At 52.5% G+C, this 12,468-nt stretch carries 14 protein-coding genes; 5 read left to right on the top strand and 9 right to left on the bottom strand.

The features are described from left to right. Nucleotides 1-148: 148 nt before the first annotated feature. From radC to mutM, 4 genes are all read left to right on the top strand, one after another. Nucleotides 149-814 (top strand): RadC family protein, encoded by a 666-nt coding sequence (radC, locus tag ACOTZD_RS15560; protein WP_006812419.1) that lies wholly within the window; start codon nt 149-151, stop codon nt 812-814. Nucleotides 815-1,031: 217 nt separating this feature from the next. Further along, complete coding sequence (gene rpmB / locus ACOTZD_RS15555) at nt 1,032-1,268, top strand: 50S ribosomal protein L28 (RefSeq protein ID WP_002436699.1); 237 nt, start codon at nt 1,032-1,034, stop codon at nt 1,266-1,268. A gap of 22 nt (nt 1,269-1,290) precedes the next feature. Next, complete coding sequence (gene rpmG, locus ACOTZD_RS15550; protein WP_003024094.1) at nt 1,291-1,458, top strand: 50S ribosomal protein L33; 168 nt, start codon at nt 1,291-1,293, stop codon at nt 1,456-1,458. A gap of 72 nt (nt 1,459-1,530) precedes the next feature. Beyond that, nucleotides 1,531-2,340: a bifunctional DNA-formamidopyrimidine glycosylase/DNA-(apurinic or apyrimidinic site) lyase gene (gene mutM / locus ACOTZD_RS15545; RefSeq protein WP_003860879.1), complete on the top strand. Its 810-nt coding sequence runs from the start codon at nt 1,531-1,533 to the stop codon at nt 2,338-2,340. Nucleotides 2,341-2,342: 2 nt separating this feature from the next. Here the strand turns inward: mutM and coaD are convergent, their stop codons facing one another. The 7 genes from coaD to rfaQ all read right to left on the bottom strand — a co-directional run bounded on the left by coaD (nt 2,343) and on the right by rfaQ (nt 9,234). Continuing rightward, nucleotides 2,343-2,822 carry a pantetheine-phosphate adenylyltransferase gene (coaD, locus tag ACOTZD_RS15540; protein WP_015570040.1) on the bottom strand — a complete coding sequence of 160 codons (480 nt, stop codon included), beginning with the start codon at nt 2,820-2,822 and terminating at the stop codon, nt 2,343-2,345. Nucleotides 2,823-2,825: 3 nt separating this feature from the next. Next, nucleotides 2,826-3,596, bottom strand: coding sequence for a glycosyltransferase family 2 protein (locus tag ACOTZD_RS15535; RefSeq protein ID WP_003860875.1), 771 nt, complete (start codon nt 3,594-3,596; stop codon nt 2,826-2,828). Then, a complete protein-coding gene (waaA, locus tag ACOTZD_RS15530; protein WP_003860874.1) occupies nt 3,596-4,870 on the bottom strand; it encodes a lipid IV(A) 3-deoxy-D-manno-octulosonic acid transferase in 1,275 nt (424 codons plus the stop codon). The genes ACOTZD_RS15535 and waaA overlap by 1 nt, the downstream gene beginning before the upstream one ends. Before the next feature lie 65 nt (nt 4,871-4,935). Beyond that, on the bottom strand, nt 4,936-5,925 hold the full coding sequence (locus ACOTZD_RS15525) for a glycosyltransferase (protein WP_045335972.1): 990 nt from the start codon (nt 5,923-5,925) through the stop codon (nt 4,936-4,938). Between the two features lie 11 nt (nt 5,926-5,936). Next, the gene (locus ACOTZD_RS15520; RefSeq protein WP_022650148.1) at nt 5,937-7,037 is read right to left on the bottom strand and encodes a glycosyltransferase; all 1,101 of its coding nucleotides are present in this window, start codon (nt 7,035-7,037) and stop codon (nt 5,937-5,939) included. A 2-nt stretch (nt 7,038-7,039) separates the two neighbouring features. Then, the gene (locus ACOTZD_RS15515; RefSeq protein ID WP_023315168.1) at nt 7,040-8,167 is read right to left on the bottom strand and encodes a glycosyltransferase family 4 protein; all 1,128 of its coding nucleotides are present in this window, start codon (nt 8,165-8,167) and stop codon (nt 7,040-7,042) included. Beyond that, nucleotides 8,164-9,234 carry a putative lipopolysaccharide heptosyltransferase III gene (gene rfaQ, locus ACOTZD_RS15510; RefSeq protein ID WP_003860870.1) on the bottom strand — a complete coding sequence of 357 codons (1,071 nt, stop codon included), beginning with the start codon at nt 9,232-9,234 and terminating at the stop codon, nt 8,164-8,166. The genes ACOTZD_RS15515 and rfaQ overlap by 4 nt, the downstream gene beginning before the upstream one ends. Before the next feature lie 150 nt (nt 9,235-9,384). Between rfaQ and ACOTZD_RS15505 the strand changes: the two genes are divergently transcribed. Further along, nucleotides 9,385-10,338, top strand: coding sequence for a polysaccharide deacetylase family protein (locus ACOTZD_RS15505; protein WP_022650150.1), 954 nt, complete (start codon nt 9,385-9,387; stop codon nt 10,336-10,338). 26 nt (nt 10,339-10,364) lie between these two features. On the opposite strand, the gene ACOTZD_RS15500 is transcribed toward ACOTZD_RS15505, so the two are convergent. Both ACOTZD_RS15500 and ACOTZD_RS15495 read right to left on the bottom strand, forming a co-directional pair. After that, nucleotides 10,365-11,576, bottom strand: coding sequence for an O-antigen ligase family protein (locus tag ACOTZD_RS15500; RefSeq protein WP_100154367.1), 1,212 nt, complete (start codon nt 11,574-11,576; stop codon nt 10,365-10,367). After that, nucleotides 11,564-12,463, bottom strand: coding sequence for a glycosyltransferase family 2 protein (locus ACOTZD_RS15495; RefSeq protein ID WP_174402210.1), 900 nt, complete (start codon nt 12,461-12,463; stop codon nt 11,564-11,566). Before ACOTZD_RS15495 ends, ACOTZD_RS15500 begins: the two co-directional genes overlap by 13 nt. Between the last annotated feature and the right edge of the window lie 5 nt (nt 12,464-12,468).

Genomic DNA, 12,468 nt, shown 5'->3' with positions numbered 1-12,468 from the left:
CCAGAGAGCGGGCATTTTATCACAATCCCTAAAACGGGGTGATGATGTCCTTAATTCACTTTGCGAGGCGTTACGCAAGAACGAAATGCCAGCATCGAACCCCGAATTTGCCTGTGGCAGCATAATGGCAAACAGAAGGAGGCCAGGCATGGAAGAGACTGAACTGCTGCTACCGCGTGAAAAAATGCTGCGTCATGGCGTCACGTTGTTAAAGGACGACGAGCTGCTGGCGCTCTTTTTACGCACAGGCACGCCGGGGAAAACGGTATTTACGCTGGCGAAAGAACTGATAGACCATTTCGGTTCACTGTATGGATTGCTGACCGCTGAGCTGGAGGCGTTTACGCACGTTGAGGGCATTGGCGTGGCGAAATATGCCCAGTTGCGGGGCATTGCCGAGCTGGCCCGGCGATTTTACAACGTGCGTATGGAGGAAGAAGACCCGATCCTCACCCCCGACATGACCCGCGAATTTCTGCAAAGCCAGCTCTCCGATCTGGAGCGGGAGATCTTTATGGTGATCTTTCTCGACAACAAAAACCGGGTACTGAAACATACCCGCCTTTTTTCGGGAACATTGAGCCATGTTGAGGTGCATCCGCGTGAAATTGTGCGGGAAGCGATAAAAGTGAATGCAGCCGGCGTGATCCTCGCGCATAATCACCCCTCTGGCTGTGCAGAACCAAGCAGAGCTGACAAAGCAATTACCGAACGTATTATCAAATGCTGTCAATTCATGGACATTCGTGTGCTGGACCATCTGATAATTGGCCGCGGAGAGTACATTTCTTTTGCCGAACGTGGCTGGATTTAGGCCTTTTCTCGCGATCCATCGGGATCTTTGTCTGTTCGGGACTTGAGCACACCGCCGAGTCAGCGTATACTACGCCACCTTTGAGAATCTCGGGTTTGGCATTTGGGCCTGGCAATCGAGAGTTCAATAGAACTATGCGATGACCGGGCTGTAAAGCCTGACGAGGCGCCGATACCCCATACGAAGCTCGAGCTAATTTGATTTTTGGAGAATAGACATGTCCCGAGTCTGCCAAGTTACTGGCAAGCGTCCGGTGACCGGTAACAACCGTTCCCACGCACTGAACGCGACTAAACGCCGTTTCCTGCCGAACCTGCACTCTCACCGTTTCTGGGTTGAGAGCGAGAAGCGTTTTGTCACCCTGCGCGTATCTGCTAAAGGTATGCGTGTAATCGATAAGAAAGGCATCGATACAGTTCTGTCCGAACTGCGTGCCCGTGGCGAAAAGTACTAAGTACTTAAAGAGGAAATAAATCATGGCTAAAGGTATTCGCGAGAAAATCAAGCTGGTTTCTTCTGCTGGTACAGGTCACTTCTACACCACCACGAAGAACAAACGTACTAAGCCGGAAAAACTGGAACTGAAAAAATTCGATCCAGTTGTACGCCAGCACGTACTGTACAAAGAAGCTAAAATCAAATAATTTTAGTCTCCTTGTATTGAAAAACCCCGCAACTGCGGGGTTTTTTGCATTCTGCATCTCAACGGAGGAACCATGCCTGAATTACCTGAGGTAGAGACCAGCCGCCGCGGCATTGAGCCCCATCTGGTTGGCGCGACTATTCTTCATGCTGTCGTTCGCAACGGGCGTCTGCGCTGGCCGGTGTCCGATGAGATCCACGCGTTAAGTGACAAACCCGTCCTGAGCGTGCAGCGCCGCGCGAAATACCTGCTGCTGGAGCTGCCTGACGGCTGGATCATTATCCATCTGGGCATGTCGGGAAGCCTGCGTATTCTTACCGAAGAGTTGCCTGCGGAAAAGCACGACCACGTTGATCTGGTGATGAGTAACGGCAAAGTGCTGCGTTACACCGACCCGCGTCGCTTTGGCGCATGGCTGTGGACCAAAGAGCTGGAAGGACACAACGTGCTGGCGCATCTCGGACCTGAGCCGCTCTCAGAGGCGTTTAACGCAGATTATCTTAAAGAGAAGTGCGCGAAAAAGAAAACCCCGATTAAACCCTGGCTGATGGATAACAAGCTGGTGGTGGGCGTGGGGAATATCTACGCCAGCGAATCGTTGTTTGCCGCCGGGATCCATCCCGATCGGCTGGCCTCCTCGCTGTCGGCGCAGGAGTGCGAGCTGCTGGTCAGAGTTATTAAAGCGGTACTGCTGCGCTCAATTGAGCAGGGCGGGACGACGCTGAAGGATTTCCTGCAAAGCGACGGGAAGCCGGGTTATTTTGCGCAGGAGTTGCAGGTTTATGGCCGTAAGGGTGAGCCGTGCAGAGCCTGCGGGACGCCGATTATTGCCACGAAGCACGCTCAGCGCGCCACGTTTTACTGCCGTCAGTGCCAGAAGTAGGGTTACTTTAGCTTTTCCATCAACGCCTGGTGGACGTTAACCGGCAGGAAGTGGGTAACGTCCCCGTGATGGCGCGCCACCTCTTTCACCAGCGAAGAAGAGATGAAGGACCACTCTTTGGAGGGCATCAGGAATACGCTCTCCAGCTCCGGCATCAGATGGCGGTTCATGTGTGCCAGCTGCATCTCATATTCGAAGTCTGCTACCGCGCGAAGACCGCGGATCAGGATATTGGCCTGCCGGTCACGGGCAAAGTTTGCCATCAAGTCGCTGAATCCGACGACCTCAACATTCGACAGATGCGAAATCGCATCGGTGGCAAGCTGCACGCGTTCGTTCAGGTCGAACATCGGCTTTTTGCTCGGGCTGGCGGCAATGGCCAGAATCACCTTGTCGAACATACACGCCGCTCGGGTGATGATATCAAGATGACCGTTAGTGATCGGATCGAAGGTACCCGGATAAATCGCTTTTGTGCTCATGGCTCACGTTTTCTCTGAGTAGCCGCGGTTCAGCGCCCACAGCTCGGTGTATTTGTTAAAAGTATACTGGGCATTCACTACGGCCAGTAACCAGCCCTGTTTGCCGTCCAGCACGCCGCCACGCAGCAGCAGCGTTTTCAGAAACGCGCCCAGCGTGTGGGTGAAGATGCCGGTCAGCGTGGCCTTCTTGCCGCGCGCATGCCGCTCCTGTGCCCAGGCGGTGGCATAGTTCAGCTGTTTACGCTGGAAGCTGGCGAAATCGCGGCAGGTCAGATGAAGCAGATCGCCCGTCAGGGGGATGACCTGAGCGTTATCGCAGGCCAGAGACTCATGGACCAGGTTATCGTTGTACTGATAACGCTCGCGGGCATAGAGGCGCATCACGCGGTCGGGGTACCAGCCGCTGTGGCGCATAAAGCGGCCCAGGAAATAGTTACGACGCGCGATACTGTAGACCGCGCCAGGCTGTGGCGCGGCAAGCACCGTTTGAATGGCCTGTCGGAGTTCCGGGGTGACGCGCTCATCGGTATCGATCATCAACACGTAATCGCCCGTGGCGTAACCCTGCGCACGCTGACGCTGAATACCGTAGCCCTGCCAGTCGGTGTCGGTAAAGACTTTTGCCCCGGCTGCACGGGCAACGTCCGCCGTATTGTCCGTACTTCCGGAGTCGAGAATGACGATTTCGTCAGCCCAGGCAACAGAGGCCAGGCAATCCGGAAGCAGGTCGGCGGCGTTTTTGGCGATCATCACGACCGACAGACGCGTTGACATTAGTGGCTCCGCTGCGGCAGATAAGGTTGCAGAAGTTGCAGCAGACGGGTCAGTGCGCCCTGGTTCTGATGCAGGACTTCAACGGCGTGACGACCGTACCACAGGCGGTAATCTTCGTCAGTCAGAAGGGTTGAGACCTCTTTGACCACCGAGTCCGCATCGGTCACGGTGATTAAGCCATCGGCTTGCTGCAATTTCGCGCAGATATCTTTGAAGTTAAACGTGTGTGGACCCATCAGCACGGGAATGGCGTGGGCTGCCGGCTCCAGCGGGTTATGACCACCGCGCTCCACCAGGCTACCTCCAACAAAGGCGAGGTCTGCAATGCCGTACAGCAGCATCAGTTCGCCCATCGTATCGCCAATCACCACCTGCGTGCTGCCAGAGGGGATTTCGCCGCTGCTGCGCAGGGTAAAGCTGAAACCGCCTTTTTGCACCATCTCGCGGGCATCTTTAAAACGCTCCGGATGGCGAGGAACCAGAATCAGCAGTAAATCAGGGAATTTTTCCAGCAGCTGGCGGTGAGCCTGAAGGATAATGGCTTCTTCGCCGTCATGGGTGCTGGTGGCAATCCAGACCTGGCGACGCGGCGCCCACTGACGACGCAGCGTTACCGCACGGGCGGCGAGTTCAGGGGTGACGGAAATATCGAACTTCAGGCTACCCGTGACCGCAAGCTGGTTGCGCTTCAGGCCTAGGGCGATAAAGCGCGCGGCATCTTCTTCGTTCTGCGCGGCGATCAGCGTGATTTTGCTGAGCAGGCGACGCATAAATTTACCCAGCTTGCCGTACCCTTTAGCCGAGCGTTCCGACAGACGCGCGTTGGCGATAACCAAAGGAATTTTACGGGCATGCAGGGCGGAAATCATATTCGGCCACAGTTCGGTTTCCATGACGATCACCAGTTTAGGGCGCACGGTATTCAGGAAACGGTTCATGGCGCAGGGGAGATCGTACGGCAGGTAGACGTGATGCACGTCTTTACCGAAGGCAGACATCACGCGCTCTGAGCCGGTTGGCGTCATCGTGGTGACGGTGATGGGCAGTGACGGATAACGGTGGCGCAGGGCACGCACCAGTGGAATGGCGGCCAGCGTTTCCCCGACTGACACGGAATGCAGCAGAATACCGTCCGGCGCCACTTTATTGCGGCAGTAGCCATAGCGTTCGGCCCAGCGTTTACGGTACGCAGGCGCTTTACGGCTACGAAGCAACAGTCGCAGCCACACCAGTGGCTGAATGATGTAGAGCAGGGCGGTATACAACAATTCCAAGCGATTATCCGTTTTTTAGTTTCGGCCGGGAAATTCTAAGCATTTAAGCGTGCTAAAGCTATCTCTTATGCCAGATACCGTTTTAAACGGAAGTAGCGTCGGCCCAGGCGCCAGCGCAAACGCGGGCTTTTGGCACTTTTCCAGATGAGCTTCCAGATCCCGGTGTCGAAGAACTCTTTGATTATCATTGCTTTCTTCGCCTCATCCTTCATGTTGTCGAAGGTATGAATAATTCCCAGACCCTCTTTGGCGATTTGCCAGTGGCAGGCCGGGATATTTTTCACTTTATCCGGGTAGCGCTGGTTAATGGCATCAAGCATCTTCAGTATCTTCATGTAATGGCGCGCAGAGCGAATCAGCGTGTCGTCATTATCCGGGGTGTGCGATACCGAGGCGGAGTGAATGTAGTAGTCGTAAAAGCGTTCGCTGGTGTACTGAACGCGTTCCGCGGCAAGCAGCACCTCAGTCGTCCACGGAATATCCTGATGGCGCAGGCCAGGCTCGAAACGGAAGCCGTGCTGACGAATAAAATCGTGACGATAGATATTCAGCCAGGTCACATGCAGGAACTTACGTGAATCCAGCGCCTTTTTTAACCATGCCGCACCATTCATGACGCCCGTTGAGGCGAGCTTATCTTCAGGGAAGATAGGGCGAGACGGTTTTTTGTTATTTTCCCAGACGTAGTTGCCATTGCAGGTGGCGACATCCAGGTTCTGCGTGACGGCCATATCCAGCAGACGCTGGTACATGCCGGGTTTGAAGACATCATCAATATCCGGGAAAGAGAGATACTGCCCGGTCGCAACCGCCAGGCCGGTATTACGCGCGATGGACACGCCCTGATTAGGTTGTTCAATAACCTGCATCTGTGGCAGCTTTTCGCGCCATTTTTCGACAATCTGCATCGAGCGGTCAGTGGAGCCGTCATTCACGATGATGACTTCCATACTGTCGATGTGTTGATTTACAAGGCAGGTAAAGAACTGATCGAGAAAAGCTTCACCGTTATAAACGGCAACCACCACGCTTAATAAAGGCGCTGAATTTTGCATATGAAACCTGATTATTTTTGGTTGTCGACCAAAGCAATGTATTGCTGGCAAATGGCGTTAATACCGAACGATGCGATCGTTTCGCGATCAACAACTGGCGGAGAGGCATACAATTCTGCCAGTGTTTTCGCCAGTGATTCGTCGGTTAACGCTGTCAGACCTCGCGCCAGGGGGCCAGTAAGGATCTCAGCAGGACCGCCAGGGCAGTTTGTACTCACCGGTGGGGTCTGACAGATAATGGACTCTACCAGTACATTACCAAAACCTTCGCAGTCGGAACTTAACACTAAAAGGCGTGCCCCTTTGATCCACGGGTAGGGGTTGGTTTCGAACGGGCGGAAGACGATCTTGTTTTCAATACCCAGCTTAGCGGCAAGCTGTTTGAGCTGGTTTATTTTCGCGTCAGAACCTTTGCCCATCAACACCAGCGATGCGTCGATCTTGCTCAGCGCAAACGCCCGCAGCAGCCGGTCGTGACGTTTGTGTTCATGAAAACGGCCAACGTGGATAATGTAATCCTGCCCCTGCATCTCAAAGGGCGCTTCCGCCAGACGCTGAATTTCAGGGATATCAAAGGGGTTATGGATAACCGCTTTGCGCCGCAGGGGGATCGCGAGTACTTCAGAGAGGTCGTGCAGCACGGCGCCGGAAACCGCCACCACGTTGCGGTTTTCATAGGTATGCCGAATTTTATAATGCTTAAACCAGCGAGAAAGCCCGCTGCGATGGCGCAAATAGGAGAAGGAGAACATCCCGTGAACGCAGAACCAGACCTTATCCCGATCCAGCACGCGGCTGTGCGCCACGATACGGTCGGTTTTATGCAGATGCGAGAACACGACGTCAAATTTACCGCTGCGTTCTGCCTTCTCGATGGCGCGATCCAGCAAACGGGCGCGACGCGGGATCTCGGTCAGCTTCCGCCAGGGTTTTTTACAGGTATCCTGCACAATCTGAAAATCGATGCCTTCCGGAATGGCGTAGTCGCACACCTTCCGTAAGGAGAAAAGGGTGACCTGATGCCCCAGTTCTGTCAGTCCGCTGGAGAGGGTGAGTACCGTTTTTTCGGCTCCTCCACCGGGTAAACCATCAATAATCATTAGGATGCGCATTATTAATCCAGTAATTTTTGATAAAGCGAAATAAGCTGACTTGATAGTTTTTCAGGGGTTGCTTCTCTGACGCGTTCACGCGCCGCAAGCCCCATATTATTATTTTTTTCCAGTGAAGGGATGGACATGACGGCCTCCTTCAATGTGTGGATATCAAGTGCATCACAGTAAAACCCGTTCTGGCCTTGCTCAATAAATTCTGAACCACCGCAACTCTCTGACGTAATGACGGGCAATCCACAGGCCATTGCTTCAAGTATGACGTTAGGGAAAGGATCATACAGCGTCGGCAGCAGTAAACCATCAGAAAGCTGATAAAATGGCAGCGTCTCTTTTTGCATCCCCAGGAAACGGATTTGCCCCTCACAGCCTAATGAACGGGCGAGGTCGCGATAACGGCTTTCCGCTTTATCCTGACCGACCACAACCAGCCATGCCGATGTTCCTGCTATAGCCCGAATAGCGCTTGCCAGCCCCTTGCGTTCAAACCCTGAACCCACGAAGCAGAAAATGACGGCATCAGCGGGTAAGCCAAATTGCTGACGCAGTACAGCGCGTTGTCTCTCTTCTGCCGGAACGAAGCGGCTGGAATCTATTGAATTATAAATCACATGTATCTTTTTTGCGTCAATATCAAAGTCTTCGACGATTTCGCGTTTGATCATCTCCGCATTACAGATAACGGCTTTCAACTCGGGAGCCTGGTACATTTCACGTTCTGCGTTCATCACGTAGCGGTGATAACGATCGTGCATAAGCAGCTTCGCACGCCAGGCGGGAAGAATACGCGTACGCTGTAGCAGCCAGCGTCGATGTACACCATCCCCGGCGCGGTAAATATCGCAGCCCGGAATACGTTCGTGGCTCTGGACAATATCAAACTGCTGTTGCTGCCACAGCGCGCGTGCGGCGTGTGCAAAGCCGCGCTCACGGCTGATGCGGCCCCACTTTCGTGGATCGCAAATATGAATATGCCAGTCGTCCTGCTTTTCGCCCTGCCACTCGCGGGTGATGACGTTGAGCTCAAGATTTTGATTGCTCAGCGCGGTAAGTGCCCTGGAGACAAAACGTTCTGCTCCTCCATCCGGACGATATTTTTGGCGCACAATGGCCAGACGATGAAGCTTCATTGCAGGTATCTCCTTGCGGCGGAGACGACAGCATCAACGGGGATGGCGTCGAGATAACGTTCCGTCGTTTTTGTATCAATGGCGTCAGGGTTGGGAAGCGGGCCGTAGTTACCTGCCCAGATGACCTCGCCGTTAACCTGCCATGGCGACCAGAACGTCAATTTTGACGGGCCAAACAGCGCCACGCAGGGCGTCTGAAGGGCGGCGGCCATGTGCATGGGTACGGAGTCAACGCCAATGAACAGGATCGCGTGATCGATTAGCGAGGCCAGCTGGCGCAGGGTTAACTGCCCTGCCAGCGATACAACACCCGTCTGCGGGGAGGCGGCAAGAATGCGGTCAATCATCGCCAGCTCTTTCTTATCCGGTCCCGCCGTAAGGACGATAGTGTGGCCGTCCTGCTGCAACGCGGCGATAGTTTGCGCCATTTTGCCTTCGTCCCAGCACTTAAAGAACCAGCGTGACGTGGGTTGAATAACGATGTAGCGGTCTCCCACGCCCTTTTGTGTCAGCTTTTGGTGAGCATGGCGCCAGTCATCCGCGCTGTAAGCCATGGTGACGGTAGGGTTGGCCATTACCGGCAGCGCTGACAGTATGGAGAGATTTTGTTCAACGGTGTGCAGCGACTGATGGCTGGCGACCGAGACCAGTTCACTGTGACAAAAACGCCAGAAGGCATTCTTGCGCTTGTTAAAAGCGAACCCGAGCCGAACCGGTGCGCCGGTGAAGCGGGTAACAATCGCGCTGCGCCACTGATCGGCAAGATTGATCACCAGATGATAATGCTGAGCGCGTAAAGCACGAAGCAACTGCCACTCTTTTTGCAGGTGCTTCAGCGTCCCCAGCTGCTTCCATTTACGATCGATACCATAGATCGTCCCGATTGCCGGATGCGCGGCGAGCATGTCTCGCGTCTCTTCATAGAGAAGCACGTCGATTTGGGCTTCAGGCCATTTCTGGCGTAATGAATTGATGACGGGGGTGGTGAGTAACATGTCGCCATGATGGCGAAGTTTGATCAGTAAAATGCGCAAATCAGGCGTGTCAGGTAAGTTATTCATCATCATCTTATCGGCGTTGTACTATTGGCAATTCTAATAGACCTGGTAACGACTTGCACTCTTTCTCCATAATGTCAGGAATTTCCCTGGAAGGGTTTACTCCTGCTTTCGGGCGTGCGTAACATAGCGCTAACTATTTTGTCTTGCGGACTTATTATGAAAAAACCAGCGTTTATCATCACGATCGATACCGAAGGGGATAATCTCTGGCAGAACCACCGGGTGATCAAAACGGAAAACGCGCGCTACCTGGCGCGGTTTCAGGCGCTTTGTGAACGCTTCGGCTTTAAGCCCGTCTGGCTGACCAACTACGAGATGGCCGTCGAACCGGTATTCATTGAGTTCGCGAAAGAGGTCATAGCCCGCGGCCAGGGTGAGGTGGGAATGCATCTCCATGCCTGGAATAGCCCTCCGGAGCACGATCTGACCGGTGATGACTGGCGCTGGCAGCCTTATCTGATTGAGTTTTCAGACGAGGTCATGCGTGAGAAAGTGCTGTTCATGACCCGCTTACTGGAAGAGACTTTCCAGACAAAAATGCTCAGCCATCGCGCCGGGCGCTGGGCATTCGACAGCCGTTACGCCCGGTTGCTGATTGAGCTGGGGTATCAGGTAGATTGTTCCGTTACGCCGCGCGTGAACTGGCGCAACGCGAAAGGTGCCCCGCAGGGTAATGGCGGAACGAATTACCAGCATTTTCCCGATCGCGCCTATTTTTTGGACGTAGACGACATTTCCCGGCCGGGAAACAGCCCTCTCCTCGAAGTGCCGATGAGTATCCAGTATAAACACCCGGCATGGCTGAATTCCCTGAAGCAGGGTTACGATCGTCTGCGCGGTAAATACCGTTCTCCGTCAGTTAACTGGTTACGCCCGTCCGGCGGTAACGCGCAGGAGATGATTAAGGTTGCGCAGCAGTGCCTGGCTCAGGGGAATGACTACGTAGAGTTCATGCTGCATTCGTCGGAATTTATGCCTGGCGGCAGCCCTACTTTTAAAGACCAGGCCGCGATTGAGGGACTGTATCAGGATCTGGAGCAGCTCTTTACCTGGTTATCAGATAAGACCGTGGGGATGACGCTTGCGGAGTTTTACCAGTACAAAAAATAGTTATGCCCGCCAGGCGGGCATATTTGTTATTGCTGCTTTGTTTGTGAGAAAGGTGTACTTAACGCAAACAAAATCATAAAGAAGATTAAGGCTTCTGAACTGAGCAGTATGACATCCGTCAGTCCATACAAAAGCAAAAGAAGCATTGACGTTAGCAGCAGCGCGTTTCTGTTTCGTAGGGCATACGCAATCATCGAAACGAAGAAAAAGAGCATTACCGCTACGCCGGGGATCCCCTGCAAAGAGTATTTCTCAATAAATTCATTATGCAGATGAACTTTGATGTATTCGAGTGCACTGCCAAGGTGCGGATGTCCGTCTTTAATATACTGCCGCGTCCACGCTTCACGCTGTTCCAGCGATTGCCCTAACGGATGCGCAAGACCATTCTCGATCCCGACAGTCCACATCGAAAAACGTGCGCCCAATGACGTGCGGTCAAAACCTTGTTGATAACGTTCAACCTCACGTTGGGTTTGTTTAATTTTCGGCGAAATCAATGGCTTGTAGCTAACGATTACAACGCCTGCAACAATGCATAGAAAGATGAGGGCGGATTTAAGATGAATCTTTCTGAAATGATAAAGCGTGAGCACAATTGCCAGAAGCAGATATAAACCCATCGCAGCACGGGTCCCCGTCAACAGTATGACGAAGTAAGAGATTAATATAGTGAAGCCCGCAACAACATACAGCTTCACGTTCTGTTGAAGGTAAAGACTGTATACGAAAGCCAGTGACAGGACAGAATAAACATAGGCTGAAACGGTGGCACGGTTAATTGCCATCTCAACGCGAGTCATACCTTGTGAGGCCTGCCACAAGCCATACCCTGTGGCGAGCACAAACCCTAAGGCCGTTGCGAAGAAGAAAAATTTCCTGAAGGTGTCCTTATCGATATAAAACTTAAAGCGGTCAATATAGAAAATCAGGACACTCGCTAAAATTAATTTTTTGCTGGCACCGAGATAGTCGCTGTAAAGGTTGAGTCCCTCGTTATGATACTCATAGAGTAAATACCAGCCGAGGTTAAGTAATCCAATCAGCAGAATGGGCAGCGCTATAGTAAAAGGTTGCAGAGTGATTTTTTTATATTCGAAAGCCAGGCCAATAATACTGACGTAAATAGCAATATAGAAAAACTCTCTTTGCTTCCCTGAACTGACTAAAGCCAGTATCAAAGAGATGAGGCTCAAAGCGATCGTCAGTTGATAGAGCCGTGGTTTTATTTTTTCCATAATGCCTCAATAACCCTTTTTTTATAGCTAAAACGAACATCGGTGGAGAGGAAAAAAGACAATGTATACATGGCCTTTACGCGTTGTTTCACGAGCTGCAATTGTTGGTCTGTAAGACAGGACCGATGGTTGCTGTAAATATCAAACCAGTGGCAATTGACGAGATGCTTGTAGCTTGACGGAAATGTTCTTTCCATCTGTAACGTGCATTCGACAAGCGTTGAAATTTTGCTGGCGTCCAGAGTGCTCGACAAACTGTCGCGACGCTTGATGTAATAATAATGCCCCTGGCGTTGATAGACTATTTTGTTCGATTGCATCAGCATTCCAGGGAAGACAGCGAAATCCTCATAACATAACATCGGAGGAATAGGGTTACTCTCGTACAGGCTACGATGAATAAACTGGCCAATGAGATGTGCCTGAAAGTCTTTATGGCGTAAGAAACGAGCGACTGCTTCATTTCGTGGCAATGGCACAGGATTAAATCCCTGCCAGTCTGAAGTCATTTTCCGGGGATCGCGAATCTCAAGCAAACGTGTCAGTAACATATCCGGACGTTGCGCTTTCAGGAAGGTCATTGCGTCCCTGAGGCTGCCCGGCTTTAAGCAATCGTCACTGTCGAGCATCGTAATATACTCTCCCGATGCCAGCGCGACAGCGCTGTTTCGTACCCGGCCTACGTTACGAAAGTTCACGGTGCGCGTGATGATCTGAGGAAATTTCGGCGACCACTCTTCAATTATTGCCTGCGTGGCATCCTCAGAACTGTCATTGAAAATAATGACTTCAGTGTCCTGACCGATTGCTGCCAGCAGGCTTGAAAGCGTGGCGTGCAGCGTAGCTTCAGCGTTATGCGCAGCAATAATGACGCTTAAAAAAGCCATAAAAA

It is taken from the genome of Enterobacter cloacae complex sp. SHL022 (assembly GCF_049237785.1).
GTDB classification, from domain to species: Bacteria; Pseudomonadota; Gammaproteobacteria; order Enterobacterales; family Enterobacteriaceae; genus Enterobacter; species Enterobacter hormaechei_C.
Note: the sequence above shows the minus strand (reverse complement) of the source record. Positions and strands in the feature narration are given on the sequence as shown.

Coding starts and splice junctions, on each gene's coding strand:
- ACOTZD_RS15535 (WP_003860875.1), bottom strand. CDS start 3,596: ATGTCAACGCGTCTGTCGGTCGTGATGATCGCCAAAAACGCCGCCGAC.
- radC (WP_006812419.1), top strand. CDS start 149: ATGGAAGAGACTGAACTGCTGCTACCGCGTGAAAAAATGCTGCGTCAT.
- rpmG (WP_003024094.1), top strand. CDS start 1,291: ATGGCTAAAGGTATTCGCGAGAAAATCAAGCTGGTTTCTTCTGCTGGT.
- rfaQ (WP_003860870.1), bottom strand. CDS start 9,234: ATGATGATGAATAACTTACCTGACACGCCTGATTTGCGCATTTTACTG.
- coaD (WP_015570040.1), bottom strand. CDS start 2,822: ATGAGCACAAAAGCGATTTATCCGGGTACCTTCGATCCGATCACTAAC.
- mutM (WP_003860879.1), top strand. CDS start 1,531: ATGCCTGAATTACCTGAGGTAGAGACCAGCCGCCGCGGCATTGAGCCC.
- ACOTZD_RS15500 (WP_100154367.1), bottom strand. CDS start 11,576: ATGGAAAAAATAAAACCACGGCTCTATCAACTGACGATCGCTTTGAGC.
- ACOTZD_RS15505 (WP_022650150.1), top strand. CDS start 9,385: ATGAAAAAACCAGCGTTTATCATCACGATCGATACCGAAGGGGATAAT.
- ACOTZD_RS15495 (WP_174402210.1), bottom strand. CDS start 12,463: ATGGCTTTTTTAAGCGTCATTATTGCTGCGCATAACGCTGAAGCTACG.
- ACOTZD_RS15525 (WP_045335972.1), bottom strand. CDS start 5,925: ATGCAAAATTCAGCGCCTTTATTAAGCGTGGTGGTTGCCGTTTATAAC.
- rpmB (WP_002436699.1), top strand. CDS start 1,032: ATGTCCCGAGTCTGCCAAGTTACTGGCAAGCGTCCGGTGACCGGTAAC.
- ACOTZD_RS15515 (WP_023315168.1), bottom strand. CDS start 8,167: ATGAAGCTTCATCGTCTGGCCATTGTGCGCCAAAAATATCGTCCGGAT.
- ACOTZD_RS15520 (WP_022650148.1), bottom strand. CDS start 7,037: ATGCGCATCCTAATGATTATTGATGGTTTACCCGGTGGAGGAGCCGAA.